This is a genomic window from Polaribacter filamentus (assembly GCF_002943715.1).
In the GTDB taxonomy this organism is placed as follows: Bacteria; Bacteroidota; Bacteroidia; order Flavobacteriales; family Flavobacteriaceae; genus Polaribacter; species Polaribacter filamentus.
Genome location: NZ_MQUA01000014.1, coordinates 190,648 through 216,222, shown reverse-complemented (window position 1 = coordinate 216,222; position 25,575 = coordinate 190,648). Strand labels below are relative to the sequence as shown.

The following is a 25,575-nucleotide window of genomic DNA, read 5'->3' as shown; positions in this document are numbered from 1 at the left end:
TTGCAAACAGAAGTAGTAATTTTAAGATAGTATTTGGTCTAGTATTTTTTTTAACATAATCTACATTTTTATATTTTATAATTTAATATCTGCCACAAAAAATTATTCTTCACAAATTCAATTGTGATAGGCACCGTGGTTTCAACATCGTTATAGCTATAAATGAAGTAGTATCTAACAAATGCCTTTTCATTATCTATATTTAATGTGTGAAATAAAAAATATGGTTTATTTAAACTAATTTCTCCTTTACTAATTAATGATGTTTTTTTATTTGAAATTTCAAACGTTGAAGAAAAATAAAATTTTATACCACTGTTTAGAATATAATACTCACTCATTTGAGCTTTCACATCAACAGGTATTTTAGCTTCTAATTGTTCAATTGTAATGCATTTAGTGATTATTTGGTCTTGATCTGACATTGATTTCTGCGCAGCAATATTTTGAGGAATTAAAATTAGCGTAAATAGCAATGTGCCTAATATATTAAACAAGGAGTGCACACCTTTGTTGAGGAGTTTTTTGTTCATAATGTTAATTTTCTGATTTAAAAGAAGTGGTTTTATTTATAAAGATTTAGTTAATAGTTTAATAATTACACCTTAAGGGCGTGAAATTAGTAAAAAAAATCAATTCAAACCCGTTGTGCATAATAAATAGTTAAAAAAAGTTATTTATTTGACTATTAAAAGGCGAGTATTTATTTGACAATCAATCGATTAAATATAATAAATAACTTTAGTTTAAACTACGATAAAATTTTAGAAGTCTTAGCCATAATTACAGAAAAGGAACAATTTTTACGTCAAAACAGAAAACCAAAACTAAAAGACATTGAATTAATCGCTATGAATTTAACAGCAGAATATATGGGTATAGACAGTGAGTGTCAGTTAGATTTATTTGAGAGTAAACAAATTAAATTAGAAGTTTCAATGTGTAAAAATCAACAGAATTACAAAAAACAAACGTACATTTTTAGAAGGAAAAGAAAACGAATTGAGACCTTGTTTTATCAACTTTGTGACCAGTTTGAAATACGGAATAATTATGCGAAAACTTTTGAAGGTTTTAAGACAAGGATTCTCTCAAAATTAACAGCATTAACTATCATTCAATACATTAACAAATTTGGTTTTAATAGAAATATAAACAATCTAAAAGTCAATATTGTTTAAATACACAACGGGTTTGAAATTTATAAAAATACAATAACAAAAAATGAAACAAGAATATACATTAACCATCTACACTGAAAATCAGATAGGGTTAATCAACAAAATAGCCATAATGTTTTCTAAAAGAAAAATCAGCTTAGAAAGTTTGAATACTTCCCTTAGTGAAATCACAAAAATATACAGATTAAGACCGTTGCAAGGAAGTACCTAATAAAAAGCACAAAAATAACACGTAATTATTTATGTTAAATATTTAATTGTAAGTATATTAAGTTGTAAATTTAGTGTATGAAAATACAAAAACAACCAACTTTAGCCGATAGCATTTGCGATTTACGAGCAAGAAAAATTAAAAAGACATTTTTCACCCAAATAAACACCCTTATCGATTGGGATACGATCTCTATCCTAATAAATAATGATTATTTAAAAGGAAAAAGTGCCACTGGCAAGCCTTCTTATGATGGGACATTACTTTTTAAAATGTGTCTTTTACAAAGTTGGTATGGTTTAAGCGATTATGAAGTTGAAGACCGAATAAATGACAGTCTTTCCTTTAGTTATTTTTGTGGGATGACCATTGAACAGGTTGCTCCAGATCATAGTACTTTAAGTAGGTTTAGAACCGCATTAACCAAAACACAAACCTTCGAAAAATTATTTACCTCCATAAACAAACAGCTAGATGCACATAATATCATTGTAAAAACAGGTTTAATAATAGACGCTAGTGTAATAGATACGCCACTTAGACCAAAAGGAAAAACAAATTTTAAGGTAACCGAAGACCGCTGTGCAGACCAAGTAGAAGTACACAAAGAATATCCAGATAGTGTCGATAAAGAGGGTACTTGGTTAAAGAAAAGAGGAAAGTACCATTTTGGGTTTAAAAAGCATCATGTAACGGATAACGAAGGACTCGTTCTAGGAGTACTAACCACAACTGCGAGCAAAAATGAGATTGCAAATTTGGAGGAAGTTCTAGAAACTGTAAATGTGGTATTACCAAAAGACATCCCTCTAAAGGCAGATAAAGGGTACCAATCAAAGAAAAATGTTGCGATTTTAAAGAAGCGTAATTTAAAGAATCATATCCTTAAAAAGGCGGTAAAAAATAAACCGTTAACAAAATGGGAAACTAGATTCAATAAATTAATAGGAAAAACAAGGTTTAAAGTTGAACGTACTTTTGGAGGAATAAAATTATGGTTTAAAGGTGGAATTGCAAGATATAGAGGGATGAAAAAAATGCAAGCACAAAATTTGATGGAGGCAATGTGCTACAATTTATATCGAAGTCCAGGGATATTTGCGTCTAATTGTAAAAATTAAGGAAAAATGAAGCCTAAAAAAGGCATTTACTCACTTAAAATAGAAAAAAAATAGCATAATCGATGTTTTAGCTAAAAAAAAGGGAACTCTAAAAAGTAAAATTAATTAAGTTCGCTTTTTGCAACGGTCTTAATTTTCTCGGATTTTTTCAGGTTTTTATTAGTTGCTGCTCTAGTTTATTTTTATTTAGTTCTCTAACCTTGTTAGCTAATTACTAATATTATAGGTTACAAATAGATTATTTACAAGATAGCAAGCGATTGCTACTCTCAGGATTAGTGAAAGGAATGCACTGTAAATAGCAAGCTTTTAAAAAATGTCGGAAACAGGTCGGAAATTTAAAGTCTATAAAAATAAAAAACCGCTGAAAATCAAAAGATTAACAACGGTTTAAGTACTCAAGGTGGGAATCGAACCCACACACCCGAAAGTACTGGATTTTGAATCCAGCGCGTCTACCAATTCCGCCACTTGAGCAAGTAATTAATTGGTTCACAAATCTACTAAATATTTTTAGTATTTTAAACTGAAAAGAATTATTTCACACTCAATAAATTATTTCTACTTTTGTTAGCTAACAACAACACAACAAAATTTCAATTAAATGTCTAAAAATCAATTATCCCCAAAATTATTTGCTTGCAGGCAAAGTATAGTTTTAGCAGAGAAAATTGCAAAAGAATACAATATAACTTTAGGTAAAGTAGATACTACGTACTTCAGTGATGGTGAGTTTCAGCCAGCATTCGAAGAATCTGTTCGTGGAAGACGCGTTTTTATTATCGGTTCTACATTTCCAAATGCAGATAACCTAATGGAAATGTTATTAATGTTAGATGCCGCAAAAAGAGCTTCAGCAAGACATATTACAGCGGTTATGCCATATTTTGGTTGGGCAAGACAAGATAGAAAAGACAAACCAAGAGTAGCTATTGGAGCAAAATTAGTAGCGAACTTATTACAATCAGCAGGAGCTACAAGAATTATGACCATGGACTTACATGCAGATCAAATTCAAGGGTTTTTTGAAAAACCAGTAGATCATTTATTCGCGTCTACTATTTTTATGCCTTATATTAAGGAATTAAACTTAGAAAATCTAACAATTGCATCTCCAGACATGGGCGGTTCTAAAAGAGCATATGCCTACTCGAAACACTTATTATGTGATGTTGTAATCTGTTACAAACAAAGAATAAAAGCGAATGTAATTGGTCACATGGAATTGATTGGAGATGTTCAAGGAAAAAATGTTATCTTGGTTGATGACATGATTGATACAGGTGGTACTTTAGCGCATGCGGCTAATTTAATGATGGAAAGAGGAGCTTTAAGTGTGCGTGCAATTTGCACACACCCTATACTTTCTGGTGATGCATATGAAAAGATAGAAAACTCTGGATTAACAGAATTGATTGTTTCTGATAGTATTCCGCTTAAAAAAGAGACATCAAAAATAAAAGTAGTATCTTGCGCGCCATTATTTGCGGATGTTATGCACAAAGTGCAAGACAACACTTCAATTAGTGATCAATTTTTAATGTAAAATAATTAATAAAACAAAGTAATGAAATCAATTACAATTAAAGGATCAAAAAGAGAAAGCGTGGGCAAAGTAGCAACTAAAGCCTTACGTAATGCTGGTATGGTTCCTTGCGTTATATACGGGGGAAAATCACCAATACACTTTTCAGCAGAAGAAAAAGCGTTTAAAAGCTTGGTTTATACTCCAAATGTATACACAGCAAGCCTTGACGTTGATGGTCATAAAATAGCTGCAATTTTGCAAGATATTCAGTTTCACCCAGTATCAGAAAAAATCTTACATGTAGATTTTTATCAATTATTTGATGATAAGGAGATTACTATGAATATTCCAGTTCAATTAGAAGGTACTTCTTTAGGAGTATTAAATGGTGGTTCTTTGCGTTTTACAAACCGTAAATTAAAAGTAAAAGCATTACCAGCTAATTTACCAGATTTTGTAACAGCAAATATTTCTAAATTAAAAATTGGAAATAAATTATTTGTAACTTCATTATCTAACGATAATTACACATTTATGCATCCAGATAATACTGTTGTAGTCCAAGTAAGAACTTCACGTAATGCAACTTTAATAGAAGATGAAGAAGCAGAAACAGAAACAGAGGAAGCTACAGAAGAAGCTGCAGCAGAGTAATCTTTGCGAGCTATAAATTATAAAAAGCGTTACAGATCTGTAACGCTTTTTTTTGTCCTGAATTTATATAAAAAGAGTATTATTACCCGTTGTGCATTATAAATAGTTAAAAAAGTTATTCATTTGACTATTAAAAGTCGTATATTTAATTGACAATCAATCGATTAAATACGATGAATAACTTTAGAGCAAATTACGATAAAATTTTAGAAGTCTTAGCCACAATTACAGAAAAGGAACAATTTTTACGTCAAAACAGGAAACCAAAACTAAAAGACATTGAATTAATCGCTATGAATTTAACAGCAGAATATATGGGTATAGACAGTGAATGTCAGTTGTTTCGGGATATTCCAGAATATTTGTTTGCTAAAATAGAGCGATCAGTTTACAATAAACGGAAGCGAAAATTATTTTTTGCCATTGAATTTATAAGAACTCAACTCTCCAATAAGTTCACGGAGTTTGAAAACTATTATGTAGTAGATAGTATGCCTTTGGAGATTGTAAAACTCTCAAGAAGCGGGAGAAGTAAAGTTTGTAAAGAGTACTTTTATTCAGCCCCAAATAGAGGTTATTGTGCTAGTCAAAACATGCATTATTATGGCTATAAAATACATGCTGTTTGTTCTATTGATGGCGTGTTTAAAAGTTTTGATATTAGCAAAGCTTCTGTACATGATATTCATTATTTAAAAGACATTAAAAATCAGTTTAATAACTGTGTGGTTTTAGGGGACAAAGGATACCTAAGTGCTGACTATCAGTTAGATTTATTTGAGAGTAAACAAATTAAATTAGAAGTTCCAATGCGTAAAAATCAACAGAATTACAAAAAACAAACGTATATTTTTAGGAAGAAAAGAAAACGAATTGAGACCTTGTTTTCTCAACTTTGTGACCAGTTTAAAATACGGAATAATTATGCGAAAACTTTTGAAGGTTTTAAGACAAGAATTCTCTCAAAATTAACAGCACTAACTATCATTCAATACATTAACAAATTTGTTTTTAATAGGAATATAAACAATTTAAAAGTCAATATTGTTTAAATGCACAACGGGTTATTATTTATTTTGTGATCAACACAAAAGGTTGTGGAGAAGATAAAAATCTCTGAACTTTGGGAATAAAATATTCACCTTGCAACGGTCTTAAATTATTTAATTTCTAAGATTATGCTCTTAAAAATATCGGTTTTCTTTTGAGGGGTGGTCTTCGTGAGATAGGGTATAACCCTAAGGTTCTTTGCACCTGAACCTCAGAAATACCCTAGTGTGGTCGCTATCAGCTAAAAACCTTGTTAACACTATGTATACAAGAGATGAAGCATTATATCTTGCCTATGTTTTATTTAGGGTTGTAAAATTTTGTGCAGGGGTAACCCTTTGTGTCTTAGTGCAAGATATTTTATCAGATTTGACACTAGAAATCTCCTTAATATATTAGCCAAAGTACTTTCTTTAAGATTTATAGTTTTGGTTTTGTTCCATACGTTTAATCTTTTTACTTCACCTTGAGTTTTCATACAACTTAATAGTTGGTCCTTAGTTTATTTAGCATCTTACAGTCCTTATTGATTTTGCAAAATGTTATTCATTAAATTCCATTTGTTTGCACTTTTATTTTATTATATATCCAAATTCAATTGATTATATTTGGGAAAATAAGAAAAAGAATTTAAATGCCTCAATCACAAAAAACATTAGAATTTCTTCAAAAACTTAAAGATAGTGGTCATTGGAATGATGATTATGATTATTCTGAGGTTGAGTATTTAAGTGCTAAGGATAAAGTTATTGTAATTGATAAGAAATGGGATTCAAGACATTGGTTGTCCCCAGACTCAATGATAAGCAAAGGATCGAAATGTATTATACGTAACTCGGTAAATAAACAAGACTTATGTGTAAAGATGTTTAATCAAATTCATGGTCTCAAGTACGATTATTCAAAATTCACCTATATTTCTAATAGTTCAAAATCAATAATCATTTGTAATGTGCATGGAGAGTTTTTAAAAAGTTCTGGAAAACATATATTCAGCAAATCAGGTTGTCCAAGTTGTGCCAAGAATGCTCCTGTAAGTTTTGAAAATTTATTAAAGGAATATAATATAGTCCATAAAAACAAATATGATTATTCTCTTTCAGATTATCAAAATTCTGAAACTAATATTAACATTATTTGCCCAGTTCATGGAGTGTTTGAACAATCACCATACTCTCACAAGAAATTTGGCTGTGCTAAATGTAGCGGAAAAGGACAGTTGACAACTGAGGAGTTTATTGAAAAGTCTCAAAAATTATTTTCCAATAAATATGATTATAGTAACGCAATCTACAAAAGTCAAAAGGAAAAGGTTTTAATAGTTTGTAAAGATCACGGGGAGTTCAGTATGCTACCCGCAAATCATTACCGCAATAAACAGGGGTGTCCAAAATGTAGAGGTTATGACAAAAATACAGACGAGGTTGTTACAGAGTTTATTAAAGTAAAAGGAGATGAGTACGATTACTCAAAAGTTAAGTATGTTGATTCTAAATCAAAATTATTGATAATATGTAAAACTCATGGAAGTTTTAAGCAAACATATAACACCCATTTAAAAGGAGGGTGTCCTAAATGCGCTGGAAATTCAAAATATAGTATTAGAGAATTATGTATAGAATTTAATAAAATACACAATAATAATTATGATTATTCAAATATTAAAAGTTATCGTAATACTAAATCGAAAATTTCAATAATATGCGCACAGCATGGTGTTTTTGAACAATCGCCTGGTAGTCATTTAAGTGGTTCAGGATGTCCAAAATGTGCTGGTAAGAATTTAACATCAGAAGAAGTTATTTCTGATTTTCAAAAAATACACAGTAACACATATGATTATTCAAAAGTAAATTATAAAAATACACTTTTGCCAATAGAAATTATATGCAGTATTCATGGAGTTTTTAAACAATTAAGAAATAACCACCTAAAAGGTCAGGGTTGCCCAAAATGCGGGATAATTAATAGCGCTTTAAGCCAAAGACTTACAATCGAAGATTTTGTTAAAAAATCCATGCAAGTTCATGCAGACAGATATAATTATTCAAAGGTTAAATACGAGGGCAACAACAAAAAAGTAATAATAGATTGTCATTTGCATGGAGAGTTTTCACAAACTCCTTCAAAACATATGTTTGGACAAGGCTGCCCGACATGTAACTCGGGATGGAATCCTGAAAGGGTAATTAATTTCATTAATGACATAAGAAACGAGGACATACTTAACATGGACCCTGTGGAGCTTAATATGCTTATAGCTCAAGGAAAACTACCCAAAGAATTTGAAGAGTTAGTTTTTACACTTGAAGGAACTAAAGAAAACTCCCTAAAAACTTTAAAAGAGAAGTTAGGGATTGAAGAAGATGAAGAAATAAGCGAAAGTAGAACAGAAGAATTATCAGATAAATTAGAAGAGTTAACCTCATCTTATGATGAAGAATTAAACGATGCCATCTCTTCTACAGAGGCGCCATCTATTGAAGATGTCGAATACTCTGAGGAAGAACAAAAAAAGCGTCAAGGATTGCCAAGTATTTCAAATGAGGACATCCTTGTTTTAGATAAAGAACTGATTGGGACTTGTGACGATGAGGCTGTAGAGTTTTTTATTCAATACAAACTTAAAAAGGTTTGGAACGAAGTTATAAATGACAAAAGAGAGGTTGATGAAATTAAACTCTTAAATGGCGGAAAGAATTCATCGAGACTGCGAGACTTATTTTTAGAGGAGTACAATAAGGTTATCAATTACTCACCTCCAGAAGGGTATGCTTTTAAGTATCTACCAAACATGATGCAGAAGCTTACTGTAAAGAGAGTAAAAGATTATAAGCGTTATGGAAACTGGAGTGGAACTGGCGCTGGTAAAACAATTTCATTTATAATTGCCAGTAGAGAAATAGACTCAAGGTTAACGGTTGTTATCTGTTTGAATTCAACAGTATCTCAGTTAGAAGAAGATATATTAGATGTTTATCCAGATAGCTTAGTACACTCAAACTTTAAGAAAGGTAAAAAGTTCGATAGGTCAAAACACAACTACCTGCTTTTAAATTATGAGAAATTTCAGCAAGGGTATACAGAAGAGATATTTCAAGATTTAAACGAGAATAATCTTATTGATTTTATTGTACTAGATGAGGTACATAACTCAAAGCAAAGAGATAAAAAAGAAAGCCTTCGTAGAGGTGCTTTAATGCGTTTAATTGGACGTTCAGCAGAGATGAACACTAACTTCCATTTACTTGGAATGAGTGCTACACCAGTAATTAATAACCTTATTGAGGCTAAATCATTACTTAAGCTTATTACTGGTAAAAAGTATGATGATATTAATACCCGAGGCACAATCTCGAATGCCTTAAAAATATTTAATCAGTTACTCTTAAATGGTATTCGTTACATTCCAAAATATGACATAATACTGAAGGAGCTTACCGCAGAAAACACGCCTATTTTAAATATTGAGGGAACAGATTTAACAGATAAGTTAAAAGATAACAGCAATAAAGATTATTTAGGTTTAGAGAAAATATTATTAGAAAGTAAGTTGACTGTTTTAGGGAACTACCTAAAGCCCAAAACTATTATATATACCTATTTTACTGATAAAGATAGAATACCAAAAAGGGTTGCAAAGTATGTGAAATCTAAAGGGTATTCTCACGCTCTTTATATTGGAGAGCAAAGCACAGCAGAAAGAGAACAAAGTAAGCGTGATTTTATTAAAGGAGATGTTGATATTTTAATAGCATCCAGAACCATTGGAACTGGTGTTGATGGATTACAAAATGTTTGTAACAACATGATATTATTAACCCTTCCTTGGACAGATTCGGAATACACGCAACTTAAAGGACGTACATATAGGCAAGGAAGTAAGTTTGGGGATGTAGAGATCATCATACCACAAGTATATGTAGATTTAGATGATAAAAGGTGGTCTTGGGATAAACAACGCCTCCAATTAATTAGAGAGAAAAGAACTCTTGCTGATGCAGCAGTTGATGGTATTATTCCATCTAAGCATATACCTTCAAAACAAAAATTATGCTCAGATTCTTTACAAGCGTTAAAATCTTGGAAAGAAAGAGTAAATGATGGTAAGATAACTTCTGTAGATCGGAAAGATTTAGTTTTACCGCTAAGACCTGAGATTGTAGAATTCTTAAAACCTACATTAGGAGACTTCTCTGAAATGAATAAATCTTGGAGTACCACAAGGTCTGAAAGCACCAGTAAACGACTTATTAAAGACCCTAGTGAATGGTATTATTATCATAGTTTGTATGCAGATAGAAGAAAAGATTGGGATGAAATCCCATATCTTGAAATCGCTAAAAAGATAAAGGAACGACCTGAGTGGATTATTGCTGACATGGGTTGTGGAGAAAATCTTTTGTCTAAGGAGGTTACAAACAAAGTACATGCATTTGATTATATTGCAATAGATAAGGATGTTACAGCATGTGACATGAGTTCAATGCCTCTTCAGGACAATGAAATTGATGCCATTGTGTTCTCTCTTTCTCTGATGGGGTCTAACTATTTAGATTATATAAAAGAGGCTTTTAGAGTTGTGAAACCTTATGGAAACCTATTCGTTTGTGAGCCAAAGAAGAAGGTCGAAAAACGCATTGAAGCATTAAAAAAAGAAATAGAGTCGACAGGATTTAAAATTATTGAGGTTACAACAAGCTCACAATTCATATACATACACGGAATTAAGTTATGAAATATTATAGAATAATGCCAGGGGGTAAAAGCGCTCATTTAAATGATTGCCTAAAAGGAGAATTTATAGGTATAGATTTTGATTTAAAGGATGAATTGTCAGATTTTATTAATTACGACTGGGAGGCTTTTAAAAAGAAATTTAAACCATATTATAAAAACTTAAATCCAGAAAAATCTAACATAGCTATAGGAATTCATGCTGGTAGTGTTCATGCAGTTTGTGTATACTTATCTGCAGGCGATATAATTCTTTGTCCAGATGGAAATGGAGTGTATCATGTTGGAGAAATTTCTTCTGATTATTATTTTGTAAAAGGAGAAGTTCTTCCTCACAGAAGAAAAGTAAATTGGCATAGTAAAACAGTAAATAGAATTGACATGAGTAAAGCTCTTCAAGGTTCTACAGGTTCTGGTTTGACTCATTGTGACCTAAATGGCCATGCAGATGAGATTGAAAAATTGATTGAAGGTAATCGATTACCTTTAATTGTATCTGCTGATAAAACTATCGAAGACCTGACTGAGTTTGCATTAGAAAAACATTTAGAAGATTTTTTAGTTAAGAATTGGAAAAGTACTTCTCTTGGAAAAGAATATGATATACCCGTTGTGCATTTAAACAATATTGACTTTTAGATTGTTTAAATGCACAAAGGGTTTACCTATAATAAGATACAGAATTTATATTAATAACTCAATAAATGTTTATATTTTTAACATATAATCTTGGAGATTTTCCCGTAATTTCTTTAAAACTAGTATAGAAGGAAGTGTATGTGCTAAAACCCACTTTTTGTGCCAGAGATTCTATAGTGTTCTTGTTTAGATAACCTGACTCAATATGATCAATAGCCTGGCGTATACGAATAGACTTTTTAAAATCTGCAAAAGAAATTTTAGAATGATATTTAAATAGATAAATTAAATGACTAGTAGGAATATTTAGATTTCTTGCAAAATCAGAAATTGTAAATGAATTTATTTTAAAAGTTTCATAACAAAATCTTTTTTTTTCTATTCTTGTAATATAGTCGATGATATTTGGTGTTACAATTTCTTTTAATTTTATGTGTTGTAGATTGTTCAGATCATTCTTTGAATTTATATCCCAAAAATCAAAATGTAAAGAAGATATTTTACCATCTTGTATTATGCTATTTAATGCATTGTATCCATAAAGTATTTCAGGGGAAATTAAGATTTTAAAATAAATAGGAAGCCATATAATTGCAGATACCCATAGGTCATCAGAGTCAGAAACCAAATTATCGCCTTGAATTCTTAAATATAGGGAAATGATAACCCTTAAAGTTGAAAGCACTAAAAATAGCATTAAAAATTTACTCCAATGATAAAATAAATGACTTTTAATTTTGAGATCTTTCTTTTTTGACCAGACCTCTCTGTTTATAAGACGAAAGCAAAAAAAAATATAACTAGAAACATAAAAAGTAAATACTGTAAATAAAATATAAGAAATAATTGAAAGATCAAAATTTCCAAGAACATCAAATTTTATAAGTTGAAGTAAAATAAAAAATACAATAGGTGATATAAAATGTAAAATATCTTTAACTGAAAAAGAATTCTTCGGAAAAATAATCTCTCTGAAATAGAGGTATAAGCTGGGTATAATCAATATAAAAAAACGATTAGAGCCAATAATAACCTTATGAAAGTATATTGAATCTATAAAATAACTCAAGCCATTTGTTAAATGTCGAGTAGCAACAAGGATAATAACCAAAAGCAGGTAACCATTAATAGCCCTGTTAGATTTGATTTTTAGGGACGATATTAATGCAATTAGATATCCCAAAAAACCGCAAATAATATAAAATAATGATACCACCATAGAAATTTAATTTTTTAAAAATACTTTACTTCTTCCCTCATTCCATGCTTTGATTCTATTTTAAAGCAAGTTTGTTGTCTTGATAAAAGTTTAAATTTATTGCAAAATACTTTAAAATAAATAAAAATCAAAAAGCATCAGTGAAAAAATACAGTGCTTTCTTTATATCTTACCTGTTCATAATTTGGATTTAAATTTTTGATACACATTATTTTAATGTGAAAAAATAAAAATCTTGACAATTACAGTCAAGAAAATCATCGTAATCAAAAGTTTCATCTTTAAAAAATCAAAACATCAAAAATTTTAGTTTAAAATAAAACAATAGCAATTAAATAACCAACAAATAATTTTCACACCATGAACTCAAAATTACTTTTATTATCATTTTTAATGTCGCTAAGTTTTTTGGTAAACTATGCACAAACAACAGCTACACAAACAGGGATTGCAATACAAGGGATTGCCAGAGATAGCAACAATACTGCGCTAACAAATTCCACTGTAAGTTTATCTTTTGAATTATATTATAAAGATGCCAGTAGTGCTGAAGTTACAATAGGCTCTATTGAAACTATAAATTTGACAACGGATGCTTTTGGTATTTTTTCACATGTTTTAAATAATACTGAGGTAAATAATTATAAATTTTCAAATTTTCAAGCCTATTTAAGAATAAAAAAAGGAACAACTTTAGTCTCTGATGAGATGTTAAAACATGTTCCCTATGCCATTGCAGCTAGTAATGGCGTACCAACCGGCTCTATTATGCCATTTATTGGAACAGTAGCCCCTGCTGGATGGGCTCTTTGTGATGGAAATGCTTTGCCTGCTTCAGCTGCCGAATTAATTGCCTTGATTGGTACTAAAACGCCAGACTTACGAGGTATGTTTTTAAGAGGTAGTGGTACCAATAGTAGCAGCACATATGCTACAAATGTAGGTCCAACATTAAACACGATACAAACAGATGAATTTGAGAGTCACTTACATAACCAAGGTACTTTGGTCAATAGTTCGGATGGCTCACATACACATACATATAATTCAGGATACACTCCTCTAACTAGTGGTGTCTCCGGGGTTGCTGGAGGAGGTCATGGTGAGTTTCAAATAAGTAGAAATTTTTACACTAATACCTCAAGCGATGAAGGTTCTCACACCCACACCATCACAGGTTCAACTGGATCTATTGGAAGTACAGAAACACGTCCAGTAAACTATGGGGTGAATCATATCATAAAATTCTAGCATTATGATTAGGAAAAAAGTAATTATGGTAGTAGGCTGTTACCTACTATCAATAGGGTTATGGGCACAAAGTGAAGATGGTGTAAAAATTGTTTCTGTCTCGCAGGCTATACAAACCACTGCTATTAATCCTAATTTTAGCATACAAGTAGGTCTTCCGTACTTGGGACAAAATAAAAATTCTCATAGGCGTACTACGACTCCTTTAGATATTCGTTTTCCGTTCGATATTTTGTATCTATATCCTACTTTTACAGATGCCGAAGGATCATTTGATATTTCAAAAGGTTATGTTGGAGATAAAATACTAATAAGCTGGGTTATAAGAAACAATGCCGATTTAATAACCATGCTTAAATTGTACCGACGGGTATATACCAGTAATCCAGTAGCTTGGAGTGAAGCTAATTTTATTGCAAACATTCCAGTAACAGATAATGAGTATGAAGATAAATATGAAGAAGGGGGTGTTTTATACGAGTACAAGTTGGTAGCGGAGGGTGTTAGCGAAACAGAAAAGCTGTATGATACTTACATTACAGGAATCGGGTTTAGAACGCCAACTGCCATAGTTACAGGGAACGTAAGTTATGATGGTGGAGCACCTGTAAAAGATGTAGTTGTTACTGCAACTTCAGAAGGAGGTGCCATTAGCTTTGGAAGCGCCCTAGATATTCCTAGAACAGGAGGAGTAGAAATCGAAGGACTAGACGATACTATTTCTACCGAAGGTACTTTTCAAGCATGGGTAAAGCCAAAAACTCCCTATACAACAAATGCACAAACTGCGATAACATTATTTAGTTTAGACAGTTCATTAGGCTACGAAAGTTCAATTGATGTCACTATAAAATTATTTGCAACATCGAATATTCTTCAGATAAATATTGACGGAAGTCTTATTAATTTAAATAACTACTATCCATCGGGTACACTCAACTCCAGAGGAGATGATCAGTTAGTGTCGGTTGCTGATTTTAATAACAATTTTGTCCATATTTCGGTAATCATCAAAAATGGACTTGCTCCCTCATTATTTATCAATGGTAGAGCTATAAGCGAGGAATATGAAACAGATGTAAATACAAAATTAATAGGTATAGATCCAAATTACACAGCTCCTTACTTTGATGTTGTATTGGGTACTCCAAACACAAATTCATTCGCTTTGACAAATCAAAATTCACAATGGGATAAACTTACCATTGGCGGGGGAGCAGATGCGATTATTGATGAAATAAGAATTTGGAACACGGTTATAGACACAGTTACTATTCGAACAGATTATAGTCGTTATATTAGTGGGAATAGCGCTAATTTAATTAGTTATTTAAGTGCAAACGAAAATGTAGGTGATTTTGCCTATGATTTTTCTCGAAATGGATTTAATTACAACAAAAATAATGGAAAATTAGTATCAACAACATGGGTTTCAGGTGCTGGAAATCTTCCGGCAGTGGACCAGTTAGGTGTCTTAGGAGTTACAGATGAATATGGGAATTATCAAATCAATGCCATACCCTATTCTGGTACTGGAGAGTCGTATAGAATTACCCCAATGTATGGTCAGCACAACTTTGAGCCTGGCCAGCAATTGGTGTTTTTAGGACAAGGATCTGAGGTGGTAAATAAAATTGATTTTAAAGACAAATCATCTTTCATTTTTAAAGGGAAAGTGCTTTATGACACAAAAGATGTATTCGCTGTTATGGGCAAAGTTAACGGACCAGGTATATTGGATCCAGGTTACAATTATTATCTAATAGGAAATTTAAAATATTCAAAGGGAGAATATTGGCTAAATGACAATGGTACCCCAAGTGATATTTCGGATGACTATTTAGATCAATATGCAACAATTTTTTCAGAAGATGTGAATGTATACATAGATGGGAATATTGTCCTGAACGACTTTAATGAGCCAGTTGTTACAGATAAGGATGGACTTTTTGAAGTAAATGTACCAATAGGGAATCATGTGATCACTGTAAAAAAACAGGGACATGAATTCTCTTATAACGGAAGGTATCCTGCCGCAGAAGGCACCTCTAAAGAATTTTTTGAAGACGCTTATGAGTCCGTAACTTTTGTTGACGAAACTAGGGTTACAGTAGTCGGTAGAGTGGTCGGGGGAAGTGTTGAATCTCAAAGAGTAATTGGTTTTGGACAAGACGGTTTGTTTCAAAAATCCGTCATCGCTGCAAATGGAGTGCAAAGTACAGTGACAGTAAGTTCTAAAAATAATATTGGAGTTGCGACTATTACATTAGGATACAAACCATCTGGATCACCTGCTACTGCGTTTACAAAGGCTAATTTTACCACAAATCAGGAATCAGGGGAATATAGAATAGAATTATTACCTTTAGATTATGAACTAGTAGCCAGTGATTTAACCATTCCAAGTGCAACGATTGCACCGATATCAATTTTAGCTCCCGGAACAGCAGAAAATTTATCATTTTCAGATGTTGCTGCTGTCACCACGCCAACATATAAATTTGAGGATGAAACTACAGCGACAGGAGAGCCATATAACTACGAAAAAAGCTTTACCTATCGCTCAGCCCCTGTTGCCGAAGTAGTTTCACAAACACATGATGAAAACATAGACATAAATGGAACTCTTATACCCACTGCTGGCTTTACAACTACTGGTAATGATTCATTATATGTGTATTCACAGTTTGCAAACTATAAAGTGGTTTTGAATCGATTTGAGCGTTACACGAATTATGATGATCCAAATGCAGCGGTTGAAGATTTTGTAACTGTTACAGATGGAGAGCTAATTATTAATAATAATTTTGCACTAGCCGATTCTGAATTAATTGAAGTAGACCCAAATGACGAAAGTGTTTTGACCTATTCATTTAAGGGGGGATTGCCTGCGATTTCATCACCATTTACACTGTTAAGTTCCCTAAACTATCGCATCAATGGGACCGATTACCCGGTTGCCAATTATATTAATCATGGTCTTATTTTAGGGGGGCAATCAGATGGAACACAGACCTTTGTTACAGCAGCGCCAGACAGGCCAGACATTATTTTGAGAGACCCTCCAGGGTCTAACAGTTTTGCATCTATTGAACAAGGTACCAGTTTTACTTTTACAACTGAAAGCTCTTTTGCAGATCAAGAAGGAACTGAGGATGTAGCCAAAATTTTGTTAGGGGTTTATTTTGAGGCGGGAGGCGGTTTAGCAGGACCTATGATTTCAAGCGAAGTCGAAGATACTTCGGATCTTGGAATAGGACTTTCTAGGACCTCAACAGACGGAAAAAGTTTGACTAAAACTTATACCTTTAACAAAACCATCTCTACTAGCGACGATCCTGATTATGTAGGATCAGACGGCGATTTGTATATAGGAAAATCGACTAACCAATTTTATGGTTCTTTTAATGATGTTCAGGCTTCGACAGCTCAAATTGGGACTTCAGTTTCACTACAACTAGTTAATTCTGCCGGAACATCAGTTTATATAAGTACGCAAAAAGCAGTCTATTTTGTGGATGAACCTTCTGAAACCTTTTTTGTTTTTTCACAAAAACATATTTTAACGACTTTGATTCCAGAATATGAGTTGTTTATTTCTAATATTAATAATGGTTTGCTCATTCCAGGAGTAGAAGGCACATTGGAGATTGAGCAATATGAAGAACAAATTCGTTTGTGGAAAAAAGTAATCTCGGATAATGAAAAAAGCAAGTATTTGGCAAAAAATGAGCGTGAAAAATACAAGACTTCCTTAGCCGATGTTATTACGGCCTTCAGTAGCGAAATTGAAAAAGCAATAGGCGCCAATGACGATGATCCAGATGCTGAATCTTATCTGATACACCAGCTAAACGAATCTACGAACATAAGTACGTTGTTAAATGAACATTTTGATGATAATATTTCATTTGATGCCGGTGTAGGCGAGGTTACAAATAGTGTTGAGACAGCTATTATATCAACAAAGGCAACACAATATAATTTAACAATTGATGAAAATTTTGCTTTAGAATGGGGATTTAATGTAAATAGAACAGGAGTAGTCAATACCTTAAACTCCTATTTTCAGCAGGGGATAGAAACCTCGTTAGCTCAGGAGGATGTAGCAATTACAAATATATCTTATACCTTAAAAGACAATGATCCTGCCAATTTATTAAGTGTTGATGTGGTAAATTCTTTTGATGGGAATGGACCTATTTTTATTACTCAGGGCGGGAGTACTTCATGTCCTTATGAAGGTGCTGAAGAATCTAAATTTTTTACTGAAGCAAAATTTAAAGACTATTTTACCGAATATTGGTCTATTCAAGACTCAAATTCTAAAACAAAAGAAGAGGATTTAGCAGCATTAGATTTAGAATTTTCTAATGATACTAGCTGTTGCGAAACTGATGCGAAAGCTCCATTAAGTTTTGCAACCCAACACGTAGAGAACATTCAGTTGACCATAGAAGGACCTAATAGCCTTAGCAATGTCCCTGAAGGAAGTAATGCAGAGTTCACTTTAAAATTAGAAAACTTAAGCGACATTATTGATCCTGAGTATTCCTATTATAATTTAGTAATTGACAACACTACCAATCCAAACAATGCTTTAATCAATATTTCTCCACAAGGCAATAGTTTGTTTATTCCATTTGGCAAGCCCGTTTACTACAAATTAACTTTAGGGAAGTCAATTTCGGATGTTTATGATTATGAAAATATAACGATTCGGTTGGAGTCAGATTGCGATCCAGACAATGTGAGTTCAGAAGCTACCGTCTCTGCTTCTTTTATCCCGTCTTGCACTGAAATTACGGTGAGTGCACCATTAAATAATTGGATGTATAATGTAGACGAAGCTTACAATACAGATGGATCTACAAAACCATTGGTAATAAATCTTACAGGTTTTAATACTGATTTTGATAGCTTTGAAAAGATAGTGTTAGAATACCGCGCGGCAACATCGCCGAACTGGTCTCGCTTACAAAGTTATTATGGAACACAAGAAAATTTAACAAATGCTATTGCTGGTGGTGAATTGGATAACATTTTAATAGACAATTCATCATTAAACTATTCATTTTACATCGCAAGTAAAAATTTGCAGGATGGCAACTATGAAATAAGAGCTAGAACAATTTGTACAACTACTGAATTTATCTCGGAAGTTATCACAGGCAGAGTAGACTTACATGCTCCTCAAAAATTTGGGATACCATTGCCCATCGATGGTATCTTGGGTGCTGGAGAAGATTTAGAAGTAAATTTCAACGAAAATATCTTTTATAATTCTGCAACTAGCAATATTCAAGTACAAGGGAAAACCAATCAAGGGCTTATAGATCATAACATATCACTACGTTTTGAAGGTACTGAAAATACCGCGGTAATCAACAATCCAAAAGTGACAACAGGAGATTTAACAATTGAGTTTTGGATGAATAATAGTACCCAAGCAGCAATGGCTACTGTAGTTGATCAAAATGGAGGTTTAAAAATTGGATTGGATAATAACGATATTTCATTTGAATTAGGTGGTTTAACGGCCAAAGGAACTATTACCAATGACAATTTATTCCATCATTATACTTTTACTCATAAAAGTAGTACTAGTGAAATAAGTATTTATGAAGATGCTGCTGTGATTGCTAGTAATACTGCAAGTAGTAATTTGTCAATTTCCAATAGCAATGCCTTAGTAATAGGTGGGAATACTTTTATTGGGAATATACATGATTTCCGAATATGGAATAAATCAATAAGTCTAGAAGATGCATATGCCAAAATGTACAATCTTTTAGTTGGTAATGAAGCAAACCTTATTGGCTATTGGCCAATGGATGAAGGTGATGGAACTATTGCGCACGATAAAGCTAGATTTAAGCATGCTATCCTTAGTGCATCTTGGAGTATCAAACCACAAGGAACTTCGTATCAATTTGAAAATGGACAGTACTTATCTTTAGATAACGTTGGATTTGTACAAATTTCCAATGAAATGGATGCTACCATTTCTTTCTGGATAAAAACAGATGTTTCTCAAGATGCCACCATCTTCTCAAACGGGAAAGGCGATGGAACGGATGTCCTTCAATCCAATGGTTTTGGCAATAAATGGGCCATTAACATGAACTCTTCTGGCATGTTAAGCTTTGAAAATGAAGGAAAATCATATACAATAACCACGAAATCAGTTGCAGATGGTATTTGGCATCATGTTGCTTTGTTGTTCAATCGCCTGGGTTCTTTAAGAAGTTATGTCGATGCCGAACCAGTCACCTCAAATGCAATAACAACTATTGGGGGTTTCTCAGGAAATAAAATTTGGTTGGGTGCAAGAGGGCAAATAGACTTAGCTGGTATTGAAACGGTCGACCGCCCTTTTACAGGTAAAATTGACGAATTTAGGTTATGGAACACCTTACGTAATGAGGAGCAAGTAAGTCGAGATCGCTATTATGAAGTAAATTTTGACAGTCCAGGGTTACTTTTATATGCTAGGATGAATGCACCAGATCCTGTCACTGCAAATGGACCACGATATTACCATGAAGACACGAATCAAACTGTAATTCCAAGTGATGCAGTTTTAAGCAGTGGGGCTGTAAACTATTCCAATGACGATCCGGCTATTAAACCAGAAAGGGAGTTGATAAATTTTGACGTTGATTACGTTATTGATGGAGACAAACTTATCATTACCCCAAAAATTGATAGCTGGGCCTTACTGGAAGGGCAAGTTATAGATATCAGCGTAGAAAGAATGTATGATGATGCCAATAATGCGCAGCAATCACCAATAACCTGGACTGCTTATGTAGAACGTAACGATGTGAGTTGGTTTGCTGATGGCTATAATGAGATTGTTGATATTGTAAAAAATAGTGGAGAAGAAAAATCATTTGTAATTGCAGTTTTAAACAAAGGGGGAAAAGTACAGCCATTTAATATTTCAAATATACCTAGTTGGTTAAAGCTAAGTAAGGCTTCAGGGACAATTAATCCGGACAGTCAAATCAATATTACCGCAAGTATTGATAAAGAGTTAACAGCAGGAGAATATGACGAAAATATATTTTTACAAACGGATTATGGACACGACGAAAAGTTATACATTAAAGTTAAAGAGTTAGCTCAAGCACCCGATTGGACCGTAGACCCAAGTTTGTATTCTTACAGTATGAGTATTGTCGGGAAAATAAAAATAGATGGTAAATTTTCTGAAGATTACTATGATAAGATTGCCGCCTTTTATAATGGCGAAATTAGAGGTGTTACAAATTTGATCTACAACTCAGCTTATCAGGAATATTTTGCTTTCCTAACAGTTTACAGTAATGCTACTATTAGTGAGAATATTGAATTTAAAATATGGGATTCCTCACAAGGAGAAGTTATTTTAGCCACTGTCGATAATAGTTCATTTATTCTTTTTGAAGAGAATGGCGTACAAGGCAGGCTGAGTTTACCAGTAATTTTTGAAAACTCAGACTTATTAGAGCAGAAAATTGATCTAAATAAAGGTTGGTCATGGATCTCAGTTAATGTGAATGATAACAATTTTTCAGACTTAAATCAGTTGACTAATAGCTTGAATTTAAAAACCAATGATCGAATTTTAAGTCATCTTTCTGGTTTTGATACCTACACCGATAATACATTATCTAATACGGGTTGGTCAGGACAAATTACTAATTCAGGAGGTCTTACTAATACCGAAATGTACAAAGTGTATATGGCAAATGATCAAGTTTTGATGCTAACAGGAGTTCCCGTAGATATTTCTTCATGGACGTTTCTTATAGAAACAGGTTGGAATTGGCTTCCTTATCCCTTGCTAGGAAATCGCCTTACTAAAGAAGCTTTAGCTTATTTTGATGCGAACGATGGGGATGTTATTAAGTCACAAAATTCATTTGCGATTTATGATCCGATCGTAGGTTGGAATGGAACACTGAATTATCTAAAAGCAGGACAAGGCTATATGCTTAATTCAAGTTCAAATACAGCCCAGTCATTCAAATATCCTAGTTATTTAGAACAAACAGCTAAAATAAATCCTGCTAAAAAGGACATCAGATTAGCTGACTCAGATCTGCAAACAATTAAACCTGAGTTTACAAAGTATGCTGCTAATATGAATGCGGTAGTTTCATTACCCCAAGGGTACAGTGAATTGTTTGCTTATGATGCCAGCGGCGTTTTAAAAGGTGCTGCTTTGAATCAAGAAGTCAATGGCAAGGCACTAAGTTTTATAACGGTTTACGGTGAATCGTCCGAAACCTTGGTGTTTTATATTGGAGATGGTACCAATGAAAAAAGGACTTCAAAAAACTTTAGTTTCAAAGGCAATGATATTCTTGGAACGATTAATAAACCAATAATTATTGAGGAAATCATAAATTATGTCAAAATTTTTCCTAATCCATTTGATAATGAAATCACTCTAAAGGTGAATGCTGATAAGGATCAAATTGTTTCTATTCAATTATATTCATTAACAGGTCAAATGGTATTTGATAAAAAACAAAATGTTGTAAGTGGTGAAAACGTATTAAAAATCCAACCAAAAGTTGCATCCGGAGCCTACTTACTTCAAATCGAAATCAATGGAGAAAAGACTGTAAACAAAGTGATGAAAAATTAATATTCAAAACAACAGTTCCTAAAGCGTTTATTTAAAAGTGCTTTAGGAGCTTTAATGAAATAAATTTCAAAAAATGAAAAATCATATATATTCTGTCATAGCGCTGTTTTTAATGAGTAACTCCATTTTTGGACAGGATCCAAATTGGTCTGTAAACCAAAATAATTATCAATACACCATGACATTTGTTGGGTTTTTGAATAGTGATGGAATTGGATTAGTTAGTCCTAATGATAAAGTTGCTGCCTTTGTAAATGGGGAGTGTCGTGGAATTACCAATGTGATCTATGTGGCAAGTGAAAAGCGACATTATGCCTATTTGACTGTTTTTTCAAATGTAAATAATGAAACAATTAGTTTCAAAATTTATGATTCGGGAAAAAATGCTGTAAAGAGTATTAATAAAACCATACCGTTTAAAACAAATGAGCAATATGGAGACCTTTTTCAGGCTTATGCTTTTGCAAGTCCAGCTTTACAATCAGGAGCTCAAATGTTAGACGTTAGTTTTAAAGATATTATTTCAAACAACGTAGTAATTGAAGGTTCTCAAATTACAGTATATCTCAATAAAGGTCAGGACATAACTGCCTTGAACGCTAATTTTGTTATCAGTTCTGGCGCTTCAGTTTACCTCGGAAACGCAAAACAAATTTCAGGAGCCAACGCATTAAACTATACAAATCCGGTAGTTTTTACTGTACTATCTGAAGATCAAACAACAGTTAAGCAGTGGACGGTTGTTGTTAAAACCGTAACTGCTAGCTACTATAAAAAAGAGGCTGTTTGTTATGAAGGTGGAGCAATTAAGGTTTTATTTCCTGTAGAAAAGGAAGAAGTGGTTTTAAGTATAGAGGGGGTTATTTTATCCACCCGAACAGTTAATAATGGGGAGGTGATTTTCAACAACTTAAATGAAGGCAATTATAAAGTTAGTGTTGATGGAAATTTTAAGGAAATTAAAATTAATTTAAAAAAATCGTTATGAAGCGCACATCATATTGCATCTTAATTACATTTATAATATTTTTATCTAGTTGTTCAAAAGACGAACAATTTAAAACAATAACTCCCACGAGTATCGCTTTTGTGCATGTGGACGGATCGGCGCTATTACAGGGAGAATGTATAAAGCCGAATACCAATTATGCAGTGTTAATTAAAACAAATGCTGAAGGAAGTGGTATTTTTAAATCCACAAAGATAGAATATACTGTAAACGGTATTCCGTATATAATGTCTTTTACAAGTGATGGGGCTAAATCAAATCCAATCCAACTTATAAGTGGTCAGAATAAAGCTGAAATTGTAGGGACTTCTTATAGTGCATACATATACTTTAACACGCATGACAACTTTGAGGTAGTAGAATAAACCCAAGAGTATATTAGAATCTGCCTCTTAGTTATTTTGTAATTAACTTTAGAGGCTATTCAAAGATTAGCTTATCACCGAAAATCTATTGTTTCTATTTTTCTTGTTTTGAGGTGTTTTTACATTATTAGCTTTTCTAATGTTGTTTTATAAATGAAAAAATAAGGATAACCTGTTCTTTAATTTTTAATTTAAAATATTTATTATCAAAAATTTATGCACTTATAATTCTCAAGCACAATCATTTTTATTGGTTTCATTTCAAAGGAATACTTGCACCTGAACTATATGAAAGATACTCATCAACACATTCAAGCAATTACAAAAACGTTCCTTTTTCAGTTGCTAAAATTGAACTATTTGAAAAAATATTGAATTTATTTAGTAGTAATTATTTAGAAAACTATATTGAATATGCCAATCTCTTAAGTCTAAATTTAATTAGCTCCTTTATTTATCATGATTTTGAATTAAATATAGACACAATACAAAATGACACCTTAATAGACCGAATTAAAGATTTTTTAATAAATAATTTAATTCAGAATTTCACAATAGACGAGATTGCAGAAAAATTTAACTACTCAAAATCATATTTACACACCAAGTTTAAAAATAAAACTGGTTACCCTATTGTTGTTTTTTTTAACTTAAAAAAATCCAAAAAGCTTGCGAATATTTAAACTATACAGATTTAAGTATAAAAGAAATAAGCTACAAGGTTGGATTTGAAGATCCCTTATATTTTTCAAGAATTTTCAAGAAATTTATGGGGAAATCACCCCGAAACTATAAGCAAAGTCAACGAAAATAAATATTAAGCCTAACTTTTTACAATCCCTAATTCTAAACCTCTCAATTCAGCCAAGCCTCTTAATCTTCCTACTCCTGAATATCCAGGATTCGTTTTTTTTATGCAAATCGTCCAGTATTTGATGGCAGTGATCTGGCGCATAGGGATTAATGCATTTTTTATTCCTGCTGCCTTTCTCCTGTGTCCTTCAACCACAACCTCCTTTATAATACTGTACATATCCACATCGCCTTCCAAATGATTGGCCTCGTAAAAGTTTCCTTTAACCCGTCTGTAGAAATACATAAGTTGCAACAGACCATATTTTTAAAACCTATAAAGATTTTAAACTTTTCTATGCTTTTCTTAGAGAACAGATTTTGTTAGGAATAGCTACGAACACCAACTATTGTTAGACTTAGTTTCTGGTTATTGATGTACGCGTGCACGTGAGGTATTTCCTCCATAAAAGCCATCACTCATAGTAAATGATTTTCTCTTGCTCCAATAGCTCCTTGTCCGGTTTTACCTATAGCAGAAGGAATACGCCCTATAATCACATGACTATTTCTAATATTAGGCATTATAAAAGTTCCTTCTGAGAATAGTTCTTAGGGAACAGATCTTACAGTATTTATGAATTCAAAATGAGGTATGCTGGTTTCGTTATCTTTTGCAAAAACAGGAATTGCCTTCATTCAATAACTTTCTGGCTCATAACGCCATTATATAAAATAGCCGTTCCCCAAAGCTCAAATTTGAGTTTCAATTTTAAATACGGCTAATTCATGAGTACCCATATAAAGAATAATAAACCCGTTGTGCATTTTAAATTATACTAATTTTAATATTGTTTATATTTCTATTAAAAATTAACTTATTGATGTACTGTATTGTTGTTAAAGATGTTATTTTTGCTACTATTCTAGTTTTAAACCAAGCAAAAGAAACTACTGCGTTCATATTAAACCTTAAAAACTTACCAGAAGACGATATTCCGTATTGGGATTTTGATGCTCCAAATATTCCAAATGAACCAAGAGATGTTTCTGCTGGCGCAATTGCGCGCGATTCAAATAGTTTGCGTTGTTTAGGTTATAAAAGTAGAATTTATTTTCAATGTTTATCTAGCGGTGAAACGATGAAGAATTTAGGAATACCAGCAGGAAGTGAATC

The 25,575-nt window shown here is 32.4% G+C and carries 17 protein-coding genes, 1 tRNA gene and 2 pseudogenes; 14 read left to right on the top strand and 6 right to left on the bottom strand.

Annotation, left to right across the window (positions count from 1 at the left end; genetic code table 11):
* Positions 1–68 precede the first annotated feature (68 nt).
* Entirely contained in the window at positions 69–533 is a 465-nt protein-coding gene (locus BST83_RS17675) for a hypothetical protein (protein WP_104811076.1), read from the bottom strand.
* Positions 534–731: 198 nt separating this feature from the next.
* Between BST83_RS17675 and BST83_RS17670 the strand changes: the two genes are divergently transcribed.
* On the top strand, positions 732–1,181 hold the full coding sequence (locus BST83_RS17670) for a transposase (RefSeq protein WP_104811354.1): 450 nt from the start codon (positions 732–734) through the stop codon (positions 1,179–1,181).
* Positions 1,182–1,469: 288 nt separating this feature from the next.
* Positions 1,470–2,513 carry an IS5 family transposase gene (locus BST83_RS17660; RefSeq protein ID WP_104811075.1) on the top strand — a complete coding sequence of 348 codons (1,044 nt, stop codon included), beginning with the start codon at positions 1,470–1,472 and terminating at the stop codon, positions 2,511–2,513.
* A 395-nt stretch (positions 2,514–2,908) separates the two neighbouring features.
* On the opposite strand, the gene BST83_RS17655 is transcribed toward BST83_RS17660, so the two are convergent.
* Positions 2,909–2,990, bottom strand: a tRNA-Leu gene (locus tag BST83_RS17655).
* 127 nt (positions 2,991–3,117) lie between these two features.
* Here BST83_RS17655 and BST83_RS17650 point away from each other — a divergent pair.
* The 5 genes from BST83_RS17650 to BST83_RS17630 all read left to right on the top strand — a co-directional run bounded on the left by BST83_RS17650 (position 3,118) and on the right by BST83_RS17630 (position 11,121).
* Complete coding sequence (locus BST83_RS17650) at positions 3,118–4,059, top strand: ribose-phosphate pyrophosphokinase (RefSeq protein WP_104811074.1); 942 nt, start codon at positions 3,118–3,120, stop codon at positions 4,057–4,059.
* 21 nt (positions 4,060–4,080) lie between these two features.
* A complete protein-coding gene (locus tag BST83_RS17645) occupies positions 4,081–4,695 on the top strand; it encodes a 50S ribosomal protein L25/general stress protein Ctc (protein ID WP_104811073.1) in 615 nt (204 codons plus the stop codon).
* Between the two features lie 173 nt (positions 4,696–4,868).
* Positions 4,869–5,747 carry an IS982 family transposase gene (locus BST83_RS17640; protein WP_104808411.1) on the top strand — a complete coding sequence of 293 codons (879 nt, stop codon included), beginning with the start codon at positions 4,869–4,871 and terminating at the stop codon, positions 5,745–5,747.
* Between the two features lie 632 nt (positions 5,748–6,379).
* Positions 6,380–10,483, top strand: coding sequence for a DUF723 domain-containing protein (locus BST83_RS17635; RefSeq protein WP_104811072.1), 4,104 nt, complete (start codon positions 6,380–6,382; stop codon positions 10,481–10,483).
* Positions 10,480–11,121 (top strand): restriction endonuclease, encoded by a 642-nt coding sequence (locus BST83_RS17630; protein ID WP_104811071.1) that lies wholly within the window; start codon positions 10,480–10,482, stop codon positions 11,119–11,121. The genes BST83_RS17635 and BST83_RS17630 overlap by 4 nt, the downstream gene beginning before the upstream one ends.
* Before the next feature lie 58 nt (positions 11,122–11,179).
* Here the strand turns inward: BST83_RS17630 and BST83_RS17625 are convergent, their stop codons facing one another.
* Positions 11,180–12,340, bottom strand: a complete 1,161-nt coding sequence (locus tag BST83_RS17625) for a helix-turn-helix domain-containing protein (RefSeq protein ID WP_104811070.1) — start codon at positions 12,338–12,340, stop codon at positions 11,180–11,182.
* A 360-nt stretch (positions 12,341–12,700) separates the two neighbouring features.
* On the opposite strand from BST83_RS17625, the gene BST83_RS17620 reads away from it, so the two are divergent.
* From BST83_RS17620 to BST83_RS17595, 6 genes are all read left to right on the top strand, one after another.
* Positions 12,701–13,591, top strand: a complete 891-nt coding sequence (locus tag BST83_RS17620) for a tail fiber protein (RefSeq protein WP_104811069.1) — start codon at positions 12,701–12,703, stop codon at positions 13,589–13,591.
* 4 nt (positions 13,592–13,595) lie between these two features.
* A complete protein-coding gene (locus tag BST83_RS17615; protein WP_104811068.1) occupies positions 13,596–22,232 on the top strand; it encodes a LamG-like jellyroll fold domain-containing protein in 8,637 nt (2,878 codons plus the stop codon).
* Between the two features lie 73 nt (positions 22,233–22,305).
* On the top strand, positions 22,306–23,220 hold the full coding sequence (locus BST83_RS17610) for an SGBP N-terminal domain-containing protein (protein ID WP_146092203.1): 915 nt from the start codon (positions 22,306–22,308) through the stop codon (positions 23,218–23,220).
* Positions 23,217–23,606: a hypothetical protein gene (locus tag BST83_RS17605; protein ID WP_104811066.1), complete on the top strand. Its 390-nt coding sequence runs from the start codon at positions 23,217–23,219 to the stop codon at positions 23,604–23,606. The genes BST83_RS17610 and BST83_RS17605 overlap by 4 nt, the downstream gene beginning before the upstream one ends.
* Positions 23,607–23,977: 371 nt before the next feature.
* Positions 23,978–24,289: an AraC family transcriptional regulator gene (locus tag BST83_RS19990; protein ID WP_170062819.1), complete on the top strand. Its 312-nt coding sequence runs from the start codon at positions 23,978–23,980 to the stop codon at positions 24,287–24,289.
* Positions 24,265–24,420 carry a helix-turn-helix domain-containing protein gene (locus tag BST83_RS17595; protein ID WP_104811353.1) on the top strand — a complete coding sequence of 52 codons (156 nt, stop codon included), beginning with the start codon at positions 24,265–24,267 and terminating at the stop codon, positions 24,418–24,420. The genes BST83_RS19990 and BST83_RS17595 overlap by 25 nt, the downstream gene beginning before the upstream one ends.
* Positions 24,421–24,429: 9 nt before the next feature.
* Here BST83_RS17595 and BST83_RS17590 read toward each other — a convergent pair whose 3' ends face one another.
* The 3 genes and pseudogenes from BST83_RS17590 to BST83_RS20900 all read right to left on the bottom strand — a co-directional run.
* Complete coding sequence (locus BST83_RS17590; RefSeq protein WP_240614854.1) at positions 24,430–24,639, bottom strand: mannonate dehydratase; 210 nt, start codon at positions 24,637–24,639, stop codon at positions 24,430–24,432.
* Positions 24,624–24,737 (bottom strand): hypothetical protein, encoded by a 114-nt coding sequence (locus BST83_RS21730; RefSeq protein ID WP_437438463.1) that lies wholly within the window; start codon positions 24,735–24,737, stop codon positions 24,624–24,626. The genes BST83_RS17590 and BST83_RS21730 overlap by 16 nt, the downstream gene beginning before the upstream one ends.
* 490 nt (positions 24,738–25,227) lie before the next feature.
* Positions 25,228–25,347, bottom strand: a pseudogene (locus BST83_RS20900) (IS982 family transposase); the annotation flags it as partial.
* Here BST83_RS20900 and BST83_RS21725 point away from each other — a divergent pair.
* A pseudogene (locus tag BST83_RS21725) lies at positions 25,331–25,462 on the top strand (glycoside hydrolase family 88 protein); the annotation flags it as partial. The pseudogenes BST83_RS20900 and BST83_RS21725 overlap by 17 nt on opposite strands.
* Between the last annotated feature and the right edge of the window lie 113 nt (positions 25,463–25,575).

Bases quoted from the DNA above. Each gene is read 5' to 3' on its own strand.
- BST83_RS17615 (WP_104811068.1), top strand. From the start codon at position 13,596: ATGATTAGGAAAAAAGTAATTATGGTAGTAGGCTGTTACCTACTATCA.
- BST83_RS17610 (WP_146092203.1), top strand. From the start codon at position 22,306: ATGAAAAATCATATATATTCTGTCATAGCGCTGTTTTTAATGAGTAAC.
- BST83_RS17620 (WP_104811069.1), top strand. From the start codon at position 12,701: ATGAACTCAAAATTACTTTTATTATCATTTTTAATGTCGCTAAGTTTT.
- BST83_RS17650 (WP_104811074.1), top strand. From the start codon at position 3,118: ATGTCTAAAAATCAATTATCCCCAAAATTATTTGCTTGCAGGCAAAGT.
- BST83_RS17630 (WP_104811071.1), top strand. From the start codon at position 10,480: ATGAAATATTATAGAATAATGCCAGGGGGTAAAAGCGCTCATTTAAAT.
- BST83_RS17605 (WP_104811066.1), top strand. From the start codon at position 23,217: ATGAAGCGCACATCATATTGCATCTTAATTACATTTATAATATTTTTA.
- BST83_RS17660 (WP_104811075.1), top strand. From the start codon at position 1,470: ATGAAAATACAAAAACAACCAACTTTAGCCGATAGCATTTGCGATTTA.
- BST83_RS17590 (WP_240614854.1), bottom strand. From the start codon at position 24,639: ATGTACAGTATTATAAAGGAGGTTGTGGTTGAAGGACACAGGAGAAAG.
- BST83_RS17645 (WP_104811073.1), top strand. From the start codon at position 4,081: ATGAAATCAATTACAATTAAAGGATCAAAAAGAGAAAGCGTGGGCAAA.
- BST83_RS17625 (WP_104811070.1), bottom strand. From the start codon at position 12,340: ATGGTGGTATCATTATTTTATATTATTTGCGGTTTTTTGGGATATCTA.
- BST83_RS17635 (WP_104811072.1), top strand. From the start codon at position 6,380: ATGCCTCAATCACAAAAAACATTAGAATTTCTTCAAAAACTTAAAGAT.
- BST83_RS17640 (WP_104808411.1), top strand. From the start codon at position 4,869: ATGAATAACTTTAGAGCAAATTACGATAAAATTTTAGAAGTCTTAGCC.
- BST83_RS17675 (WP_104811076.1), bottom strand. From the start codon at position 533: ATGAACAAAAAACTCCTCAACAAAGGTGTGCACTCCTTGTTTAATATA.